The organism is Fusibacter sp. QWL-12, assembly GCF_058683495.1.
This window is the reverse complement of the sequence record NZ_CM178745.1, coordinates 2179625-2201537: the sequence shown is the minus strand read 5'-3', so window position 1 is coordinate 2201537 and position 21913 is coordinate 2179625. Positions and strand designations below refer to the sequence as shown.

The window sequence follows — 21913 nt, the reverse complement described above, 5'->3', positions numbered from 1 at the left end:
CTTAATCTCCTAACCGTTATAACGGTTCATCGCCTTTTCTACACCTTCACTGATAATACTCTCTGCAGCTAGAACAGTTCGATCAAGCACCTCGCCCAACGTCGCCATCTCTGCTTTATTAAACCTTTGAAGGACATAGTCCTTTAAATCCATTTTATCTGACTTGCCAATCCCTATGCGAATTCTAGGAAACTCATCTTTTTGCATTAAATAGATAATATGTCGCATACCGTTATGTGTACCGGCACTACCTTTCATTCTAATTCTCAGCTTACCAAAATCAGTATCAATATCGTCATAAATGACGATGAGCTTTTCTATAGGCAGCTGATAAAACTGACAAATCGCTTTTACCGTTTCACCACTAAGGTTCATATAAGTTTGTGGTTTTACCAAAATCACTTTTTCTCCGGCGATTTGTCCTTCGCCAATCAATGCTTTATATTTAACTTTATTGACTGCGATATTATGCTTTGAAGCAAGTAAATCGATTGCTTCAAACCCGACATTGTGTCGTGTTAGTTCGTATTTTTTGCCTGGATTTCCTAGGCCAACAATTATAGTCACTTTTGTCACCTCTTCATTTAATGGACCTTACGATTATATCAAAAAAAACGCTCGACAACAATCTGCCAAGCGTTTCTCGTTTCAAAGGTTGATTCATTTTAGTCTTCAAACATCGTACTGACTGAATCGTTGTTGAAGATTCTTCTGATGGCTTCAGAAAATGCTGGTGCAACTGAAAGCATCGTTACATTTTCTAGCTCTCTCATTTCTGGTGCAACGTTGATCGTATCTAGAACGACGAGTTCTGAAATTGCAGAATCTCTAATTCTTGAGATCGCAGGACCTGAGAAAACACCATGTGTACAACAAGCATAAACATCCTTTGCACCCATTTCTTTAAGTGCTTTTGCCGCATTGACAATCGTTCCAGCTGTATCGATCATATCATCGATTAGGATAACGTTTTTACCTTTAACATCACCGATAATGTTCATAATTTCAGAAACATTTGGTTCAGGTCTTCTCTTGTCAACGATTGCGATAGGCGCATCAAGCTTAGTTGCTAAATCTCTTGTTCTCGTAACGCTACCGAGGTCAGGTGATACAACCACTAAATCTTCAAGATTTTTCTTTTTGAAGTAGTCTGCTAAAATCGGAACACCTTTTAAGTGATCAAGAGGAATATCAAAATAGCCTTGGATCTGAGCCGCATGTAAATCCATCGTCAATACGCGGTCAGCACCAGCTGATACGATGATATTTGCAACCAATTTTGCCGTAATCGGATCTCTCGCCTTAGCTTTACGGTCTTGTCTTGCATAACCGTAGTAAGGGATTACTGCTGTAATTCTACCCGCCGAAGCACGTTTCAGTGCATCGATCATGATTAACAGCTCCATTAAATAATCGTTTACTTTTGGCAATGAAAAGGATTGCACCACGTAAACATCGATCCCTCTTACTGTCTCGTTGATGTTTACTGAGATTTCGCCATCGCTAAAGGTTTTAACTACGCTGTCACCAAGTGGCAATCCTAACTCTTTGCAGATTGCTCTGGTTAAATCAGGATTCGCATTGCCCGTAAAAACCTTAATCCTCCTGTCAGTTGATTGCATCATTTCCTCCTACTTGTTCTTTTGATATTTATTAGACCAATTGGTCTTATTGACTTGTCTTTCTCTTGCTATCGCAAGTGCGTTTTCTGGGACATCGTCTGTAATAGTGGAACCTGCTGCGATATATGCACCCTTACCTACTTTAACCGGTGCAATGAGATTGGTGTTGCATCCTACAAACACGTTATCCTCAATTTCTGTCAAATGCTTTTTTGAGCCATCGTAATTAACGAAAACCACACCACAGCCCAAATTAACATTTTTACCAACCACGCCATCTCCCACATAGGTCAGGTGAGAAACCTTGGTATCGTCGCCAATTTCACAGTTTTTAACTTCTACGAAATCGCCGATTTTGCAGTTCTTGCCAATTTTTGATTTAGGTCTTAAATATGCGAATGGGCCAATAGCTGATGCATCGTCGATACTGGACTCAGTTACTTTTGAGTGCATTACTTTGACCTTGTTTTGGATGGTTGAATCAACGATTTCAGAGTTTGGACCAATCACACATTGACTGCCGATTTGCGTCGTACCTCTTAAAATCGTCCCTGGTTCTATGATGGTATCTTGGCCAATCTGAACATTTTTTTCTATAAAAATCGTCTCTGGCATCACTAAAGTAACGCCGCTGAGCATGATTTGTTTTTTTATTTGAGTTTGGTGATATTTTTCAGCCTCTGCAAGAGCCAGTCGATCATTGATCCCCATTACTTCATAAGAATCTGATGTAACAAATGCCCCAACAGGCTTCCCTGAAAGCTTAACCCATTCAAAAACATCGGTTAAGTAATATTCACCCTGTTTGTTGTCGTTCTTAAGCGAATCGAGTGCTTTGATTAGTACTTCTGCTTCAAATATACCAATTCCTGAATTAATTTCTTTTATACTTAGCTCTTCAGCGGTTGCATCCTTGTGCTCTACTATTCTTAAAAAATCACCCTGTGCATCTCTTACGATTCTGCCATAGCCTGATGGATCTTCAAATAGAGTAGAAATTAAGCTTGCGGTATAATGGTTCGCTCTATGAAAAGCAATAAATTCTGAGAGCGTTTTGTAACTGAGCAGCGGAGCATCTCCAAACAAAACCAATACTTCGCCTTCTTTTATATAGTCACTTGCGGATTTTACTGCATGTCCGGTGCCAAGTTGTACTTCTTGTATTGCAAAATTCACTTTTTTGTCCATGAGTGCTTTTTCAACCAGTTCTTTACCGTGTCCTACGACACAAACCACTTGATCGCTCTCAACTTCATTTGCCAAATCAACTACGTGTCTAACCATTGGCTCACCACTTACTTTGTGGAGCACCTTTGGGAGTTCAGATTTCATTCTCTTTCCATAGCCTGCCGCTAAAATAACAGTCGTCAATCGGTTCATAGATTTTCCTCTTTCTCTATCATTTCACCACGCAAAATTATATCACTTTTACACATAAAACTAAACATCTATTAAGAAAATTTGAGAAAAGTTCGTAAATTGTACCTAAAAGGAAACAACTTTTGTCCAATCCCTGAACATAAAAAAAAGAGCACGTCACCGTGCTCAAGAAAACAATGCTTATTCTTCGTAATATTCATCACCCGTGGCATTTTTTGCCTTTTCATATTCTTCAAAGATAATATCTTGAATCATATTTCTTGTTTCTTGGTTTATTGGATGCGCGATATCTCTATAGTCCGCTTCCCCCACTTTACGACTTGGCATTGCAACAAATAACCCATTCTGTCCTTCGATGACTTTAATGTCGTGAACGACAAATGCATCATCAAAAGTTAATGATACCACTGCCTTCATCTTACCGTCTTCACGAAGTTTTCTAATTCTGACATCTGTTATGTTCATCTTTATCCCCCTAACTTATGCTGTTAAGAGTGTATATTCGATATCTTTGTTAATTTTCCTTCTTTTTTTATTAAAAATTTTAATTTTTTTTAACATTCTAGGAAAAACTACAGATATTCGTAATTGGGATGAACTAAAATGGCATCATTTGCGTCAATTCCCTCGTATTTAATCAAAGATATATATTTATCTACGAGCTTTTGAGACGGAATCGTCGTATCAAATAACACGCAAACCCCTGCTACATGACAGTCCATCTCATGAACGAGCTGAGTCATCCCTTTAGCTGAGCCACCAGCCTTCATAAAGTCATCCACAATCAAAACATTCGAATCCTTTTTAAAAGCATTTTTTGAGATGTACATCGTTTGTAAATTACCTGTGGTACCCGATATATAGTTGATGCTAATCTTTGAGCCTTCAGTTACTTTATTTTCATGTCTTGCGATTACTAGGGGTACATTGAGCCCTCTTGCAGTCATCATAGCGATAGGAATCCCTTTGGTTTCAATCGTTAAAACGTAGTCTACTTTCGTATGGTCTTCAGAAAACTTCTCTGCAAAAATATCGCCTATGCCTTTTGTATATGTTGGGTTATAGAGTATGTCTGCCATGTATAAGTATTTTCCAGGCATTACGCGTTCTGGTTTTCTAATGTCCTCGCAGATTCGTTCGATTAATGCTTGCTTCTCTTCTCTGCCCATTTGCGGTACGTACTTTGCGCCACCAGATGCACCGGCAATCGTCACGACTTTACCTAAGGACATTTCTTCCATGATTTTCTTTACGATGACCAAATCTTCGCTTATGGTCGATTTCGCCGAATCAAAACGATTCGTAAAGTAATTGAGTGTGAACACCTTATTAGGTGAATCACATAATATTTTAACTATTGCGCCGATTCTTTCATTACGTTTTAATTTGCTCACGACATCACACTCCGAATATTCTTATTATACTCCTTTAATTTTATTCGTTTTTTTGGTTGACTTCAATACTTTTTAACGATTTTGTTTCAGCTTTTTAAAAACGAAATGCTTTCAACCACTTGTAAAATAGGGTATAATCATTATGATTTATCAATTTAGTAACATGAGTCAAATTCAAATTTAGGAGTTTTTATGATAGACCTATCGCAAGTTAAACACATACACATTGTTGGTATTGGCGGGATTAGCAATAGTGCAATCGCTGAAATCCTTCTTGAGCAAGGATATCAGGTATCAGGTTCTGATTTAAATCGAACAAGTATCACCGATCATTTGGTTGAAAAAGGGGTTAAAATCACCTATGCTCACTTGGCTGAAAATGTCGAAGGTTCGGAATTAGTTGTTTATACAGCTGCAGTAGCTGAAGATAATCCTGAACTCATCGAAGCAAGCCGAATTGGCATCCCGTGTATTAGCCGTGCTGAGATGTTAGGTCAAATTATGGCCGGCTATGGTAAGTCGATTGCGATTTCTGGTACACATGGTAAAACAACCACAACTTCAATGCTTACACGCATTTTTAACGACCCGACACTCGATCCGACTGCACTTGTGGGTGGTTATTTTACAGACATTAAAAGCAATGTCAAAATCGGCAAAAGTGATTACTTCATTACAGAAGCCTGTGAATACAAAGAAAGCTTTTTATCCTTCTATCCTAAAGTAGGCATTATACTTAACATTGATGAAGATCATTTGGATTATTTTCATAATTTGGATCAGATCGTCAGTGCTTTCGTAAAGTTTGCACACAACATAGATGATGATGGTACACTTGTACTCAATGGTGATGATTACAATTCAAGAAAAATCATCCCATACTATAAAGGCAAGGTCATTACCTTTGGTTTGGCTGACCACTGCGATATCATCGCAAGAAATGTCACTTACAATGGTCTCGGTTATCCAACCTTTGAAATCTATAATAAAGATGAAAAACTTTGCAAATTATCGCTATCGGTTCCTGGTCAACACAATATATACAACGCTTTAGCAGCATTTGCAGCTAGCCGTATCTATATTAAAGACACACAGGTCATAGCGAATAGACTCTCTAGCTTTAAAAATGCCAACCGTCGTTTTGAATGGATTGGTAAACAAAACGATATACTCGTCATCGATGATTATGCACACCATCCAAGTGCAATTAAGGTGACTTTAGAAGCGGCAACGCGTATGGAAGATGTCAATCGTATCCTTTGTATTTTTCAGCCACATACTTACTCGAGAACTAAGGAGTTACTCAATGAGTTCGCAAGTTCATTTGGTTTGGCTGAAGAAGTTATTCTTTGCGATATCTATGCTGCTAGAGAAGTGGATCATGGCGAGGTTAGTTCACTGGATTTATTAAAGGCTCTTAAAAAAGAAAATGTCTCAGCTATTCACTTTAGCGATTTTGATGAAATCGTCAAATACGTTGTGAACTACGCAGTTCCTGGTGACTTGATTCTCACAGTTGGCGCAGGTGACGTCTACAAGCTTGCACCTAAAATACTTGAAGCGCTTAAAAAGACAGAGTAGCAAATTATAAAATAAAAATCCTGAACCGCTTCATAATTGAAGTGTTCAGGATTATTTTTTTAATTCGAATACTAAATTAGTTTGATGTCGTTGGTTCCTCAGTTGTCTCCTCTTCATCTGTTCCGATGTCGAAGCCATATATTTTATAAAGCATTTTTTCAAGAGCAGCCGGATCATGAATCCAATAAGACAAGCCGTTCATCATTTTCGCTTCACCTTCAAGAGTATAGAAAGTGATATTATCAGGATCTAATGTAGCACCTTGGATCGCTAGACTAAGCGCTTCTTCAAGCGTCATATCCGTTTGAACGTATTTGCCGCCGATAATGGTGTTGATTACAGATGGAAGCTTTGAGCTTACCGCCTTGTTGATCATCGATTTTACGAATTCTTGCTGTCTTGGAATCCTATGAACATCGCCTTCTTGAATTTTGCCATCATTACTTTTTCTAAATCTTAAAAACTCAACCGTTTGTTGCCCGTTTAACACTTGATAGCCTTTGGTTAAGTGAATGTGAAGTGGCGGTGTATCATAGTTATCATCATAGTCCATATCGTATGGAATCGTAACTTCATAGCCACCAAGCGTATCAACGACCGCTTTTACAGTACTAAACTCCACTTTTACATAATAATCTATAGGAATACCTAAAAAGTCAGAAAGAACACTTTTCATACCATTGACGCCGCCCACTTCTGGGAAGCCGTAAGTGGCATTGATTTTCTTTTGAGCAGGATCATTAAAGCCTTCCATGATGTGATACGTGTCTCTTGGAATTGAAAGGATATCCAAATGATTAATATCTGGATCATAGCTAACAAGCATAATCGTATCTGCAAGTGAGTCGTTTAGACCAAATGCGATAACGTTAATACGATTTGACGCATCAGCGATTTTTTGAAGTTCAGTTCTTTCATCGTCTTCACCTACAAGATCGGTCGTAGGTTGCTCGCCTGCTTCTGTTGAGGTCTCAGTTGTCGCCTCTGTTTGATTTTGATTATTGGGTTTATCGTAGAATGCATCAAAAGCAAACAATATGCCTGTAAACAACAACAAAAATCCGATAAACGATATTAAAAACACCTTTAAATAAAACTTCATCTTATATCCTTCCTACTTCAAGGCCTATTGACCACACTTAGACTACTATTTTATCATAATTTGGAAATTCAAACATTTAAAATTTTATTAAAAATAACTAATAATTATAAAAACCTTTTCCTGTTTTTCTACCCATATAGCCCGCAACTACCATCTTCTTTAATAAAGGATGCGGACGATACTTGGAATCACTGAAATCCTTATAAAGCGTTTCCATAATTGCTAATACGACATCGTTACCGATAAGATCGGCTAACGCCAATGGTCCTATAGGATGATTGGCACCCAAAACCATTGCTTTATCGATGTCCTCAGCAGATGCAATGCCCTCCGCCTTAATTGAGATTGCTTCATTAATCATTGGAATCAAAATTCGGTTCACCACAAAACCCGGTGCTTCTTCCACACGAATCGGTTGCTTACCGATTTGTTCTGAAAGCTGAAACACTGTATTAAATGTTTCTTCCGATGTGGTAATACCTTTAATAATCTCAATCAGCTGCATCACTGGAACTGGATTGAAAAAATGCATGCCAATGACCCTATCAGGTCGTTTAGTAAAAGCTGCGATTTCAGTAATGGATAAAGATGATGTGTTTGAAGCCAGTATCGCTTCTGGTTTTGCAATTCGATCCAGTTCTTCAAAGATAAGACCCTTCACCTTTAAATTTTCAGAAGCTGCCTCTATAATCATATCACAGTCTGAAAGTGCGGCAATTTCAGTGGTATAAGCCAGACATTCCACAGCGTTATCAAGTGCTTCCTGAGATATTTTCTCTTTCTCTCTCAATCTCATCAAGCTTTTCTCGATACTCGCTTTACCTTTGTTCAGCTGTTCTTCACTCAAATCTCGAAGCACAACTCGATGCCCGCCTAAAGCCATTGTTTGAGCGATGCCAGCGCCCATGGTTCCTGAACCAATAATCCCTACTATCATTTTTCCCTCCATTGATTTATTTAAAATTCATATTTTAAAAACAATGCAGCAATCGCTAAAAGTATGACCCCTACAACCACACAAACATCAGCGATGTTAAAAATCGGAAAACTCATAAATCTAAATTCTAAAAAGTCGATAACAAAGTTTAATCGAACACGATCGATTAGATTGCCAATCGCACCTGCGATAACCATCATGTAGGAAATTCTTACAACCATGTGTACATCCGTACGTAAAGCCTTAATAAAATACCCAATCAATGCAACAATCACCACTGAAGTAAGTAAAATTAACAATAGTTGCTTTTCTCTTAGAATGGAAAATGCCGCTCCGGTATTCTCTGTATATCTAAACCCAAGTAAATTTGGAATAAAATCCACTTGGCCCTTACCGATCAGCTGACTCACTGCTAGTTGCTTTGTAATTTGATCCAGTACTATTAAAACGATGACGCCAACAAAATATAACACATTACCCTCCTATTGCAATGGTGAGACCAATCTTCCCATCGCTTCTAAAAACTTTCTATGCAGCCCACGTTCTTTATAGGTTTCAAGATCGTAAGCAACACTCTCTTCTAAATCTTTTACAAAATCCTCTTCCAACCTGTGGATCACGTCCACATCATATAAAAACGCATTGACTTCAAAATTTATCTCCATAGATCTGATATCTAAATTAGCAGTACCTACGGTCGCTGCCAGTCGATCGACGATCATGATCTTCGAGTGAATAAAGCCATTCTTGTAACGATAGATTTTTACACCGGCTTCAAGAAGCTGCTGTATATTTGCTTGCGAAGCCCAGTAGACAAAAAAATGATCTGGCTGAGAAGGAATGATGATCTTTACATCTACACCACTTAATGCAGCCGCTTTAAGTCCCATCATGATACTCTCTTCTGGTACGAGATAAGGCGTTGTAAGCCATATCTTATCCACTGCATTTGCAATCATTTTATAGTAAGCCTGTAAAATACATTTCCAGTCAGAATCAGGACCAGAAGCGGCTATTTGAACCAGTGAATTTTTAGTGGTATTCACCTCAGGATAATAAATTGCACCTTGTACCATCTGCCCTGAAACATAATTCCAGTCATTTAAAAAGATCGTTTGAAGTGCGTAAACTGCCTCGCCTTTAATTTCTAAATGCGTATCTCTCCAGAACTCAAACTTATCTGAATTGGAAATATACTCATCACCTACATTTAAACCACCTACGAAACCGATAACACCATCAATGACGACGATTTTTCTATGGTTTCTATAATTCAAATCTCTAGAAAAAATAGGAAGTGGCACTTTAAAGAAAGAGTAAACCTCCACACCAGCATCCTTTAAAGAGTTGATATAGGATTTTCCTAAAGTCAACGAGCCAACATCGTCAAACATCAGTCTGACTTTAACGCCTTCATTTGCTTTTTCGATCAGTAGTTCTCTTAGCTCATTGCCGATACGGTCATCTTTTATGATAAAGTACTCCAGATGAATGTGATCAGTCGCTCTTCGAATGGCACCAAATAGACGATTGAACTTACTAAGACCGTTGGTCAAAACCGTCACCTCATTGGTCATAGAGAAAGGTGCCTTTGCATTGTTTAACAACAGCTGCATCAATCGTCGATTTGCTGGATTTTCAGTATTGGGTAACTCAATATACTCTAAAAGACTTGCCTGAACCTCTGCCGCATGCGACATACGATCAGAATCGCTAAGAATTTTAGCTTCAGCTTTCTTTTGCTTTCTATAGCTTCTTCCAAATAACACATAAAGAAAGAACCCAACTACTGGTATCAAAACGAGCACAAGTAGCCAAGCCACTGTTCTTGAAGGATTGTCATTTTCTAAAAAGATGACCAACCCAATCCATAATATGTTCACTCGAAATAGAAGCGTTAATCCGCTATAGACTGTGTTCAAAACAGGCGACTCAAAGCTAAGGCCATTAAATACGCCACCTATATAAGCCACTGTCAGCAACAAAACAAATAATGCTACGATGATATAAAAGGTCTTCTTAGCGATAAGCTCACCCCCTAGTTATCTGTAGGTAACCTCTATACGATAAATCGGATGTCCCATTGAAGAGAACTTGGATTCATATTCTGTCATTACGTTGTCCTCCCACCCAAGCGCATGGAGATCCAGCGTAATGTTTCGCATAATCATATCAGTTTCTGCAAACTCATTTAAAGAGAACTCAAATAGACCTCTGTTATCCGTCTTAAAGTGAATCCAGCCATCTGTTTTCAGTATTCTCTTATAGATTTCAAGAAACTCTCTGTGCGTCAATCTTCTCTTATAATGACGCTTCTTTGGCCATGGATCAGAAAAATTGAGATAGATACGATCTAGCTCGTGCTCAGCAAAGTAATTCTCCGCAAATCTCAAATCCAACATGACGATTTTCAGGTTGTGTAACTGGTGATTTTCAGCACGTTGTGCCGCTTTTAGCACCACCTCAGTCACTGCATCCACCATGATAAAGTTAATCTCAGGATACTTCATCGCCATCTCGATGATGAACTTACCCTTTCCACCGCCGAACTCAGCGTGAATCGGATGATCATTGCCAAAGACTTCACGCCATTTGCCCTTGTTTTCTTCTGGCTTTTCAATAAAATAGGTTTTTAACTCTGTTAGTGCCTCAAATGCACCTGGAACTCTTCTAACTCTCAATTAACACCTCTAAATTACTTGGTAAATAACCTTGGATTTTGACTCCAAGCCAACATCGTTTCTTTTGCAGACTCAGGAATATAGCCCATCTCCACCGCGATCGGTAGTAAGGTCTGATAGTCTGTCAAAGTTTGAAACGGAATTTCAGCTTGATTGAATTTCTCTGTTACTTCATTAAAGTTATAACTAAAAATAGCAAGCGTTGCAATGACGTTTCCACCCTCTGCATTAATCGCTTCACACGCTTTAAGTGAACTCCCACCTGTAGAAAGTAAGTCTTCGATTAAAACGACCTTAGCGCCTTCAGGTAAAACCCCTTCAGTCTGTCTACCACGACCGTGTTCCTTCGCACTGCTTCTAACGTAAACCATTGGCAAATTCAATTTTTGTGCAACCCATGCAGCATGCGGAATTCCCGCTGTCGCAGTACCTGCGATCACATCTACATCCGGATATTTATCCTTAATGATTTGAGCAAACCCTTCTGCGATTTGATCTCTCACCTCTGGATAACTGATGGTCATACGGTTGTCACAATAAACCGGGGATTTGATTCCCGACACCCATGTAAATAGGTTGTTTTCATCAACGATTGTTACAGCTTTAATCTTTAATAAAGATTCTGCAATCTCTTTCGCTAGCATAAACGCCTCCATTTTATTCATAATTATTCTTACCTATATTAACACAAACACGCCCTTATTTGAACGCATTTTCATGATAATAATTCCCTGCATTCCAAACGAGATACTCATCGATCCCGTTGTCTTTCAGCGCTTGAATCTGCGCATGTACTTCCTTTGTGCGATATGGGATATAGCCCTCTACCCACGTCGCAGTAAAATCTTGAATCCACGGTCTGATCCCAGCCGCGCTTTGTAGGTTCGCATTTCTCGCCATCGCATCTCTTAGCGAGCGATTGATCGTCTCATAAGGGAACGCATCTGGAACGGATAAGCCGTAATTACCAGGGCCATAATGACTCGGATACATCATCGGACAGATGTAGTCCACTGCATTGGCAACTGACTCCCAGTGTTGTCCTATCCCCACATCATCCAGAGCAGAAGCCGCCCAACCAAACACGTCAGCAGAGATATAAACCTCATCCTCGCTTAAGTTCTCATAGGCAAACTTTAAAAAGTTCTGAATCGCTGCCGTTTTAGACTCTCCTGTATCATTGCGATAGTCCATATCGTCCTGTCTTGCGATCGCCGGAAAACGCACATAATCGAACTGAATTTCATTGAAGCCAAGTGCTGCCGCTTCCTTTGCGATGCCCACATTGTACTGCCAAAGCGTCCTATCGTGCGCAGATGCCCAGATCAGCTTATCCGAGTCGCTATAAAGCTCGCCCGAGCTCTTATAGACGATGGCACGTTCAGGATGCGTTTTCGCATATATCGGCGACTTAAACGTTACGATTCTCGCGATGAGATAAATATTATGTTCCTTCATTTTTTTTACAAACGCATCTATATCTGAGATATACACCTTTTCATTGGCCTCAGGATTTAAAGTCGCTGCCGTTGCAGAGTGGAACAGCAGATACCCTTCATCGTCCTTAACGTCCACTACGATGGCATTGAGCTCTGTCTCATCAATCATCTTTATCATTTCATCCAGTCTAGCACCCGACGCAGTCTTACCCGTAACGTAGATTGCCTTTACTGGGATTTTCGGGTTGCTTTCATAGCCCGTCGTTTTTTCGATATAAGAGTAGTCCACATCGTCGTATTTCTTAACGATATAGTCCTCAAGCGTACGAACCGTATCTCCCGCTTTCACAAAGCCAAGCACCTCAGAGTCGATGTCCGCCTTCACTTCATAAAACTGAACCTCGCCGGCATCATTTTTAATCTGATTTGAGGCGTAAATCGCCATTTTCTTAGCCAGCTTTTCGACGACCTCAGCCCCTTCCTCTGCACTTTTATAAAGTGTCGCGCCCGAGGCACTGGTAAAGATCGTATTTGCCTTTATGTTTTCAAGTCTCGCCTTTTCTTCTGCTTCTTTTATTCTCGCTTCTTCTTCAAGGCGAAGACGTTCTTCCTCTATTCTTTTCGCTTCTTCTTCCTGCTTTAATCGCTCGGCCTCTTCCTGTCTCTTGATCTCTGCAAGGCGCTCAGCCTCAGCCTTCTTTATCGCATTGCTCTCCTGAGCTTCACCAATCATCTTAACGCCGAAACCAGCGACCAATACCACCATAATCAGGGCACCAACTAGCCAGACCCTGTTTTTCTTATTTAACATTGTTAACTCCTCTGATAAAATAGATTCATACATAACCATTTTAACAAACATCACCACATAAATATATTAAAATTCTATTTAAGTTCTTGAGACAATTAAAGCTTCATGGGAAAACGTTCATTAAATTTCACTTACAAGGAGGCCACATGAACATTCAATTCTTAGGCGCTGCAGGTCAAGTAACTGGTTCTATGATTTATCTCACTTACAAGCATCTCAAACTTCTCATCGATTGTGGGCAATTCCAAGGCACATTAAAGGAAGAATCTCTGAATTACGAAAGTCTCCCCTTTAATGCAACCGATCTCGACGCAATCATCCTAACACACGCACACATCGATCACTCAGGTCGCGTTCCGCTACTGGTCAAACGTGGTTTTACTCAAAAAATCTTCTGTACCGCACCTACCAGTCGGCTATCAGAAATCCTATTAAGAGACTCCGGCAAGATCCACGAAACCGAAACTGCTTGGGAAAACAAGAAGAGAAAACGCGCTGGACTTGACCCAGTAGAAGCCCTCTATACAGAAGAGGACGCAATCAATGCGCTCCCATACCTCTACCAGATGGATTATGGGCAAAAGAAGGTGCTTGACGAAGACCTAGAGTTTTACTTTACAAGAGCGGGTCACTTACTCGGCTCAGCTTCTATCGTCATGCGCTATAAAGATGAAAAAGACCAACATTACAAAACCGTTGTGTTCTCAGGCGATTTGGGAGGTGGCACAAACCCACTAGAACCGCCATATGAACCACCGACCTCAGCAGATACCGTCATCATGGAAGCGACCTATGGTGGCAAGCATCATACCGGCGTTACAACTCGCATCCAAAACATGGTGGACATCATCCTAGAGGCCGATCGTCAGGGCGGCACTGTGCTTATCCCTTCCTTTGCAGTGGGAAGAACGCAAGAGGTCATCTTTGAGTTAAGACAGTTCTTAGATACCTGTGACATAGAAACCAAAGATCGACTCCTTTCGATCCCGATCTATATCGATTCACCACTTGCCATAGAAGCGACCAAACTTTACGACGCACATATCGAGTACATGAGCGAAACGATTCAAAAATACGAAGGCGCTCCCTTCAAGCTCCCTAACCTGCACCTAGTAACCTCTATAGAAGGGTCTATCGCACTGAACACCATGAAGGGCTGTAAAGTCATCATCTCAGCAAGTGGCATGTGCGAGGCAGGCAGAATCACACACCATCTAAAACACAACCTATGGAAATCCAACACGCACGTGATCTTTATCGGTTATCAGGGTGAAGAGACCTTGGGCAGACGCCTCCTCGACGGGGAGAAATCCGTTAAGATCATGGACTCAGACGTCATCGTCGCAGCAAGACTACACGACCTACACGGTTTCTCTGGTCATGCAGACGAAGAAGGTTTATTAAGATGGGTCAATCAGATTCAAAACATCAAGAAGATCATCATCAACCACGGTGAGGAAGAATCTAGATTTGCTTTGAAGGAAAAGCTTGAAAGCGAAGGTGATTATGAAATTTTGATGCCTGTGATTGGGGATGGGTTTGAGTTGTAGGTTCAAATGATTTCAAGTGATTTCAAGTGATTTCAAGTGATCAAGTGATTAAATGATTGATTGTAAGGTATAGAATATCGTAATTTTGGACTTTATTGCCAACTGCACCAGCACCCAATAATAACGCTCTCCGGAGGACCGGTCCTCGCTTCACTGCGGAGCCTCCTATGATTGTTATTATTGGGTGCTGGTGTGGGGGATATGAGTTTCAAATGCACTTTTAAAAGAAAATTAGAATATATGAAAATTCAAAATGATAACATTCTAAGTAATTTGATAGTTCTAATACGTAATTAAAATAATATTACACAAGGCTAGGGTTCATTTTTTGAAGATACATAATATGTTGAACGTATCAATTAGAAAACGGTAACCAACTGTCCTTTTTATGTTGAAATATTATAAAAGAGATTATAGACTGTTACTTATCAAGTAACTCAGTCACTAATAACGATATATTGCTATCGTATACTTTTATGAAGTTGCTTAATTTCATATAAATATTCCTTAATCACAATGTGAATGCAATAAATATTGTTGAGTTTGAAAAGTAGTTGAACTAAGCATTGTGTGTTGATATACCTCGAGATGCTTTAATTTTCAAAATGGACTAATATGTATTTTATAGTAGTGGTGTTTTTCTAATTTACTTGATACGTATTGTGAATGGAGGAAGAAAATGTCTACTTTAACGGATATTAAACGAAGAATAATAGAACTCGAAGGAGGAGCATTTCAAGAATTATGTGATGCACTGCTGTCAAGAATTGGTTATGAAGGAATTCATGCATTTGGCATGCAGTCTGGTACTACGAAAACGACAATAGGTAATCCGGATACATACTTTAAAAATTCAGAAGGAAAATACATCTTTGTAGCTTATACAACTCAAAAGGAACGCTTATATTATAAAGCTCAGGAAGACATAGAAAAATGTCTTGATGTTTCCAAGACTGGTGTAGAAACTAAGGATATTGCAGAAATAATTTTTTGCCACACTTCATCTAATTTATCGGCAGGAAATGATAAAAAACTATCAGATATTTGTGCAAGCCATGGAGTTTTATTAAATATATATGGAATCGACAGGCTTGCAGATGAAATATACAGATTTCATAAAATACTTTCAAAAGATCATCTCGGATTAAGTATAGATACAAATCAAATTATGGATTATAAGACTTTTGTAGAAAGATATGATGCCAATGAAATGGCTACCCCTTTATCTACAATTTTTCAATTCAGAGAAAATGAATATAATGATATGATCACATCTTTGAATAATTCGAAAGTAATTGCTGTGGTTGGACAAGCAGGTGTTGGGAAAAGCAGAATTTCGCTAGAGGTTGCAAAAAATTATGGAATAGAAAATGGATATAGAATATTATGCATTCGTAGTACTGATTTACCAATATCAGAGGATATAGCATCATATATTGAAAGACCTGGGAAGTATTTGTTATTAATTGATGATGCCAATGAATTAATAGGATTAAAATCTGTTCTGGAATATTTGAACTTTTTACAGAATGGATATGATGTGAAAATTATCGCAACTATGCGAGATTATACTGCTGAAAGTGTAATTGCACAAATTAAGGAATATACGACACCACATATTCTTAGGATAAATCGATTTACGGATGATGAAATCAAGACATTTTTAGATGTTAATATGGAGATACGTAACTCTGATTATGTAGACAAAATTATAAATATTGCTGAAGGAAATGCAAGAATAGCATATATGGCAGGAAAACTTGCGAAGTTAACACAAAATCTTGAAACCATAAAAGATGCAACTGATCTATATGAAAGTTATTATGGAAAAATCCTTTCAAATTCACCAATTATAGTTGAAAAAGATTTATGTCTATCAGCAAGCATTATAGCTCTCTTGCATACGATCAATTTAGGAGAATTAAGTTGTTTAGAAGCCATACTTGAAAAAATTGATATTAGTATTGATGAATTTAAAATAAATGTTTACAGATTATTTGAATTGGAATTTGTAGATATTAAGTTGGATAAGGTTGCTATTGTTTCTGATCAGTGTTTAGGAAATTACATGTTGTTATACTGTTTTTTTAAGAAGAAATACATTTCATTTTCTGAGATATTAGAAGTTGGCTTTAGAAACTTCAGAACAGGTATTATAAAAGCTACAAATGTACTTTGGAATATTTTTAGTTCTAAAGAGGTACATTCATATTTAGAGTCTGAAATAAAGAAAGTATGGGATTTATTTGAAAATGAATCAGAGCAAATATTTTGTGAATATGTGAAGGTTTTTCATGATTTCCGACCATTAGATGCACTTTTATTTGTAAAACGGAAAATTGATCAAGTTGATAATCAAGTAGTAGATATTACCGAAATTGATTTTACAAAAAATGAGTATAAAGAAAAAGATACAATTATGGAGTTGTTGGAGGGATACCGTTATCAAGAAAATTTGGAAATTGCTATTGAACTTATTTGTGAATATGTAAATAAAAAGCAAGATGTTGTCAAAGATGCGTATGATTGCATAGAGAGTTATTACAGCATTAATCAATATTCAAGTAGGTATAATTATTACGTAGAAAAAATACTTATCAATACATTGAGACGTAAGCGTGAGAGTGAAATATTGACTAAACTTTTTATTGCCGTAGCAGAGCAATTCTTAAAAACAGTATTTAGACCAGTAGAATATTCTAGAGGGAATAAGATGGTGATGTACAACATCCCACTAGTATTAACTGAGGGAAGTAAAGAATTTCGCAAGGGGATTTGGGATGAATTATTTATAATTGCTGATTCAAAAAAATGGCAATTGCATATTTTAAAAGTTTTGCAAAAATATGCTCAAGGATGGCAAGATCATGATGAAGACATAATTTCGTATGATCAGAGTTATATCGTTTCGATTATCTTAAAACTAGATAGTTGTAGTGAAATTATAAAAGGTGAATTAATTAACCAATTAGAGAGAAAGTGGAAACACTATGGAATCAAAACAATAGAATGCATAAATGACATCTTTGATTCTGATATCTGGAATGTATATCACATGTTTTCAGAACGATATTTTGACAGTGATTTAGACTATGAAGAAGCAAAAAAAAATTGGAAAGAAAAAATCACAAGTTTTGCAGAAGATATTAATACAAGTAAAATTGAAGAGTTTGTTAAACAACTAAACGTTTTAATTGAAGAGTTAGATAATAAGAGGTATGAGTTTATATCTTCAATTGACATATTTGTTTCTGCAATTTTATCTAATAGGAGTAAATTTGAGACTTTTGTAGATGCATTAATTAGCTATGGCTCCAGTATTGATCTTCATCCAGGACAAATTATCACTGAGTTAATTGTGCTTTGGGGAGAAGAAAGTACATATAATTTTATTTCTGAAAGGCAGTTTCAATATTCTAACCTTTGGAAATTTGTATTTTTTGAATCTCTATCACAGGAAAAAATTAATAATGAATGGACAGAAAAACTTATTGCATTTCTAAATGAAGATTCTGACAAGTCCATTACATCTTCTTCATATAGAAATCTTATTTTTTTAGAAAAGTACTTATCTATCGACTCAGAAATATTCTGTAGGTGTGCTAAAATTATTTTAGATAAAAAACAATATAGCGAATTTATAGTAAAAATTTATTTTAATTTATTATTCAATAAGCATTGCTGTTCGCCAGATCAACTGTTTAAGTACTTCTATGGGGATAAAGATGTTTTAAAAGAAATATATTTCTTTCTAGCAGACAATGATTCTCATATAGATTACGATGGTACTTTTCTTCAATATTTTATATCAGTGGATACTTCTTGGCTTCATTCGTATGCAGTTTATTTTTACGAACATCAAGATAAGCATATCGGATATGTTCAAGAACGAATAACAAGTTGTTGGAAGTTGGATAATTACTATGAAATATTTGACTATTTATTTGATTATATTGCTGAAAGAGGCAAAAATTATTATTGGAGAATGAAAAATCCATTTGTAAAAATTTTAGTTCACAAACAAGGTGAGGAGGATGTCGTCAAAAGGCAACATGAATGGGTTATCTACACAATTCGAAAAAATTATGATAGTGAAAAAATTTTTCTGCTCTTTGAAATTTTGTCTGAGTTGGGAGAAGAATTGCGAATAGAAGCCACTAAAACGTTTGTTTCATTAAATAAAAATTTTGATGTTTTTAGTAAATTAACACTAGAGCCTAATCACTGGGGAGGATCAGGAAGCATGGTTCCATATATGCAGGCTAGAGTAAAATATTATGAATCGTTGCTTCCAATTTTTACTGGTTTGGATTTTCTTCATCATAAAAAATTAATTCAAGATAGTATTGAAGTTTGGAAGAGAAGAATAGAAAAAGAAGAAATTGATGAAATCATGGAAGAACGTTTTTTGTAAAGAATGAGACATTATAAGTGAGATTGGTATTCATATTGAACAATATACAACAGAAAAATATTAAAGACATCAAACACCGTATTCTTTCTTCTAGACGTGTTGAGGACACAATGAATTAGGCAAAATTATTAACCCTAACTATTTGTAGGAATCAATTTTGTAAATTTGAACTCTATACTAAACGAAGGGAATAAAAATGTCTAAAAAATCTACTAGAAGTGTTGGTGAGGTTCCTGGGTTCGGATTTCAAGTTTTTTTACTACTGAGGATGGTAAACCACGTATGTATCGAGAGCTGAACGAAGTAGCAACTACTCCTGCTGGTGAACAAGAACGCAGAATCTATAAATTATTAGAAGACAACTGTAACTTAAGATTTTGTGAGAACGAAAAATCTATTGAATTATTATTATCTAACCTATCTGATGATGACCAATTTATCGTATTTAGTCATCGCTATAAGAATTTATTATAAAAGATCTAAGCGTTAACAACAGAGATTAAACACAAAAGGAGATGCCATAATCTATTCTCATAGATTACGCCATCTCCTTAATTTTTGTCAAAATTGATTCAGTTACATAGCCCTTAGACTACCAATTACTTTCTACGCTTTGCTATTGTAAGTAGTAAGCCTAGTGCCATGCTTAGGTACGCTGCGACGAGTACGCGGTATTCTGGTGGTAAAAGGAATGTGATCGTGTGTGCTGGGATCCAGAAGAATGGGATTGTTTTCATTAGGACAAATGAGATAAATCCTTTCCAGTCTATTCGATCGACAACCATTGCGATGGTTGGTTTTTTGCCTTCACCGTATTTAAGATCGAGATACGTGTCTGTAAATCTGTGGAATGCCATAAACGTCGGAGCAAATGTCATGTTCATCAAAAAACTTGTGAAAAATGCAAATGCGAGCTTTGAATCGCCTCCTGGTAATAAACCCTTTCCAAGTGCGCTGGTTACGCCACCTGAGAAGATAGAGAAAATCAAGGTGATGACCATACCAAGGAATCCCCAAATCGCCACACGCCATAGGAATCCTGGTGCTTTCTTCCACTCTTTTGTACTGATACGTACCACGAGCATTTCACCCATCGTCGCTAAAAGTCCAAACTTGATAAAACCGCCTATATAAGGATGTGCGCCTGTAAATGTAACAAAAACCTCATGTGTTGATGGTACAATTACAAAAGCAGTAAACGCTGCTAATAATGCACCCCAAATAAAATCGCCCTTCTTCAAAATGCCACCTCTTTCGATATAATCATAATTGCACCTTTAATTATAGAGGGTTTCAAAGTGGGTTTCAATATTTTTTATAAGTCTTACAATATTTTTATACGCTTTCAAACTCGCTTGCTACTCTGCTTAAGCTTGCGATGATTTCTATCTTTTGAGGGCACTTAGGTTCACAGAGACCACATGCGATACATTGGCCTGCTCTACCTGCCTCAGGAATTTGTTGCATATATTGATTCTTCATCGCCTCTTGGCTATCAAAGATGTATGCTCTATTAAAGAATGTAAACGCTCTAGGAATTTGAACGCCTTGTGGACAAGGTACGCAGTACTTACAGTCCGTACATGGTACTTGAACACGTCTTGCGTAAGCTTCTTTAACCGCTTCAACTACTTCAAGTGCTTTCTCATCTAAGTTACCTACTGTAAGATGATCTGAAAGACTGATGCTGTTTTGAAGCTGTTCTAGGTTAGACATACCACTTAAGACAACTTTGACATTTTCAAAGTTCGCCACATAACGATACGCCCATTCAACTGCACTTCTTTCTTTCGCATGGCCTTCGAAGATAGACTTCACTTCTTCAGGTGGGTTTGCTAGCATACCGCCTTTAAGTGGCTCCATAACGATCACTGGTAAACCTTTAGACTCTGCATACTTAAGTCCTTTAAGACCCGCTTGCTCGCCCATATCCATATAGTTAAGCTGAAGCATACAAAGCTCCCAATCATAGCTATCTACGATATCTTGGAAGATTTCATACTCATCGTGGAATGAAAAACCGATGTGCTTGATTTTACCACTTGCCTTCGCTTCTTCTATCGCTGTAAATACGTCGATTTCTTTGTATGTTGCCCATGTGTTTCTGTTGAGTGCATGTAATAGGTAAATGTCTAAATGATCTGTACCTAATTTTTCAAGCTGCTCATCTAAATACTTGTGGAAATCCGCTTGTGTTTTAATGAGCCAGCCTGGTGATTTCGTAATTAAAACAGCCTTTTCGCGGTAACCGTCTTTAAGCGCTTCTCCAACGATTCTCTCACTTTCACCACCATGATAAGGATATGCTGTATCGATATAGTTGATCCCATGATCAAGTGCATATCGAATCATTTCTATTGCTTTTGCTTTATCTACTACGCTTGCATCTGCTGCATCTGCCGGAAGTCGCATACAACCAAGTCCTAGAACAGAAGCGTTAATACCTGTTTTACCAATCATTCTGTATTGCATATTTCCTCCTTAATACCTGTAAAGTTAAAAAGCCACCCCAAATGATTATAGCTTGCTCCCTTTAAAGAAGCTCGCCGTTAAATCACGGTCTGTTATTACCCACTCTTTATTGAATTCAAATCTAAGTGCATCAAGTAAAGCAGTCGCCTCCGCTCTAACTGACTCCTGTAGCGTCTCTTCGATGCTACCACTTGGATGTGTAATCATAAGGTGAATTTCTGTGCAGTATTCAGTTTTCACGCCACATCTCATTAAATTGAAAGTATAGATATAATCACTCTCTTCAAAATGCCACACAACCCAGCTGAACTGTTCTTGCTCTGTCTTATTCGGTTTTTTCTGAGTCCATTTTTCGATTTTAGAGGGATTCGTCAAATAACGATAACCGTTATTGATATCTGTATAGATTCTCGTTTCAAGTCTTATGAAGTTCATAGCGACTCCTTTCAAATTCATTCGATAGGCTAAATATATTTTAAAACATCTACTCTTCCATTGCAAATAAAATATAAAAAAGGCTGTCTTTCGAC

19 protein-coding genes are annotated in these 21913 nt (G+C 37.7%); 4 read left to right on the top strand and 15 right to left on the bottom strand.

The window, feature by feature from the left end:
• Positions 1-9: 9 nt before the first annotated feature.
• From pth to purR, 5 genes are all read right to left on the bottom strand, one after another.
• On the bottom strand, positions 10-567 hold the full coding sequence (gene pth, locus AC4PID_RS10630; RefSeq protein ID WP_492131989.1) for an aminoacyl-tRNA hydrolase: 558 nt from the start codon (positions 565-567) through the stop codon (positions 10-12).
• A 98-nt stretch (positions 568-665) separates the two neighbouring features.
• Positions 666-1622: a ribose-phosphate diphosphokinase gene (locus AC4PID_RS10625; protein WP_492131988.1), complete on the bottom strand. Its 957-nt coding sequence runs from the start codon at positions 1620-1622 to the stop codon at positions 666-668.
• 9 nt (positions 1623-1631) lie between these two features.
• Positions 1632-3002, bottom strand: a complete 1371-nt coding sequence (gene glmU / locus AC4PID_RS10620) for a bifunctional UDP-N-acetylglucosamine diphosphorylase/glucosamine-1-phosphate N-acetyltransferase GlmU (protein WP_492131987.1) — start codon at positions 3000-3002, stop codon at positions 1632-1634.
• Between the two features lie 180 nt (positions 3003-3182).
• A complete protein-coding gene (spoVG, locus tag AC4PID_RS10615) occupies positions 3183-3467 on the bottom strand; it encodes a septation regulator SpoVG (protein ID WP_492131986.1) in 285 nt (94 codons plus the stop codon).
• Between the two features lie 107 nt (positions 3468-3574).
• Positions 3575-4396 (bottom strand): pur operon repressor, encoded by an 822-nt coding sequence (gene purR, locus AC4PID_RS10610; RefSeq protein WP_492131985.1) that lies wholly within the window; start codon positions 4394-4396, stop codon positions 3575-3577.
• Positions 4397-4588: 192 nt separating this feature from the next.
• Here purR and murC point away from each other — a divergent pair, with 192 nt between their 5' ends.
• Positions 4589-5977: a UDP-N-acetylmuramate--L-alanine ligase gene (murC, locus tag AC4PID_RS10605; protein WP_492131984.1), complete on the top strand. Its 1389-nt coding sequence runs from the start codon at positions 4589-4591 to the stop codon at positions 5975-5977.
• A 76-nt stretch (positions 5978-6053) separates the two neighbouring features.
• On the opposite strand, the gene AC4PID_RS10600 is transcribed toward murC, so the two are convergent.
• The 7 genes from AC4PID_RS10600 to AC4PID_RS10570 all read right to left on the bottom strand — a co-directional run bounded on the left by AC4PID_RS10600 (position 6054) and on the right by AC4PID_RS10570 (position 12947).
• On the bottom strand, positions 6054-7079 hold the full coding sequence (locus AC4PID_RS10600; protein ID WP_492131983.1) for an LCP family protein: 1026 nt from the start codon (positions 7077-7079) through the stop codon (positions 6054-6056).
• A gap of 97 nt (positions 7080-7176) precedes the next feature.
• The gene (locus AC4PID_RS10595; RefSeq protein WP_492131982.1) at positions 7177-8016 is read right to left on the bottom strand and encodes a 3-hydroxybutyryl-CoA dehydrogenase; all 840 of its coding nucleotides are present in this window, start codon (positions 8014-8016) and stop codon (positions 7177-7179) included.
• Positions 8017-8036: 20 nt separating this feature from the next.
• Positions 8037-8489: a signal peptidase II gene (gene lspA / locus AC4PID_RS10590; protein ID WP_492131981.1), complete on the bottom strand. Its 453-nt coding sequence runs from the start codon at positions 8487-8489 to the stop codon at positions 8037-8039.
• Positions 8490-8498: 9 nt separating this feature from the next.
• Complete coding sequence (cls, locus tag AC4PID_RS10585) at positions 8499-10001, bottom strand: cardiolipin synthase (protein WP_492131980.1); 1503 nt, start codon at positions 9999-10001, stop codon at positions 8499-8501.
• Positions 10002-10058: 57 nt separating this feature from the next.
• The gene (gene trmB, locus AC4PID_RS10580; RefSeq protein ID WP_492131979.1) at positions 10059-10697 is read right to left on the bottom strand and encodes a tRNA (guanosine(46)-N7)-methyltransferase TrmB; all 639 of its coding nucleotides are present in this window, start codon (positions 10695-10697) and stop codon (positions 10059-10061) included.
• Between the two features lie 14 nt (positions 10698-10711).
• A complete protein-coding gene (gene pyrE, locus AC4PID_RS10575) occupies positions 10712-11341 on the bottom strand; it encodes an orotate phosphoribosyltransferase (RefSeq protein WP_492131978.1) in 630 nt (209 codons plus the stop codon).
• A gap of 55 nt (positions 11342-11396) precedes the next feature.
• Entirely contained in the window at positions 11397-12947 is a 1551-nt protein-coding gene (locus AC4PID_RS10570) for a putative glycoside hydrolase (RefSeq protein ID WP_492131977.1), read from the bottom strand.
• A gap of 146 nt (positions 12948-13093) precedes the next feature.
• On the opposite strand from AC4PID_RS10570, the gene AC4PID_RS10565 reads away from it, so the two are divergent.
• The 3 genes from AC4PID_RS10565 to AC4PID_RS10555 all read left to right on the top strand — a co-directional run bounded on the left by AC4PID_RS10565 (position 13094) and on the right by AC4PID_RS10555 (position 19385).
• Positions 13094-14497, top strand: coding sequence for an MBL fold metallo-hydrolase RNA specificity domain-containing protein (locus AC4PID_RS10565; protein WP_492131976.1), 1404 nt, complete (start codon positions 13094-13096; stop codon positions 14495-14497).
• Between the two features lie 679 nt (positions 14498-15176).
• Positions 15177-18911: a hypothetical protein gene (locus tag AC4PID_RS10560; protein ID WP_492131975.1), complete on the top strand. Its 3735-nt coding sequence runs from the start codon at positions 15177-15179 to the stop codon at positions 18909-18911.
• Positions 18912-19193: 282 nt separating this feature from the next.
• Positions 19194-19385 carry a hypothetical protein gene (locus AC4PID_RS10555; RefSeq protein ID WP_492131974.1) on the top strand — a complete coding sequence of 64 codons (192 nt, stop codon included), beginning with the start codon at positions 19194-19196 and terminating at the stop codon, positions 19383-19385.
• Positions 19386-19510: 125 nt separating this feature from the next.
• On the opposite strand, the gene AC4PID_RS10550 is transcribed toward AC4PID_RS10555, so the two are convergent.
• From AC4PID_RS10550 to AC4PID_RS10540, 3 genes are all read right to left on the bottom strand, one after another.
• Positions 19511-20152, bottom strand: coding sequence for a hypothetical protein (locus AC4PID_RS10550; protein ID WP_492131973.1), 642 nt, complete (start codon positions 20150-20152; stop codon positions 19511-19513).
• Positions 20153-20246: 94 nt separating this feature from the next.
• Positions 20247-21383 (bottom strand): aldo/keto reductase, encoded by a 1137-nt coding sequence (locus AC4PID_RS10545; protein ID WP_492131972.1) that lies wholly within the window; start codon positions 21381-21383, stop codon positions 20247-20249.
• 45 nt (positions 21384-21428) lie between these two features.
• Positions 21429-21818 carry a hypothetical protein gene (locus tag AC4PID_RS10540; RefSeq protein ID WP_492131971.1) on the bottom strand — a complete coding sequence of 130 codons (390 nt, stop codon included), beginning with the start codon at positions 21816-21818 and terminating at the stop codon, positions 21429-21431.
• Positions 21819-21913: the final 95 nt, after the last annotated feature.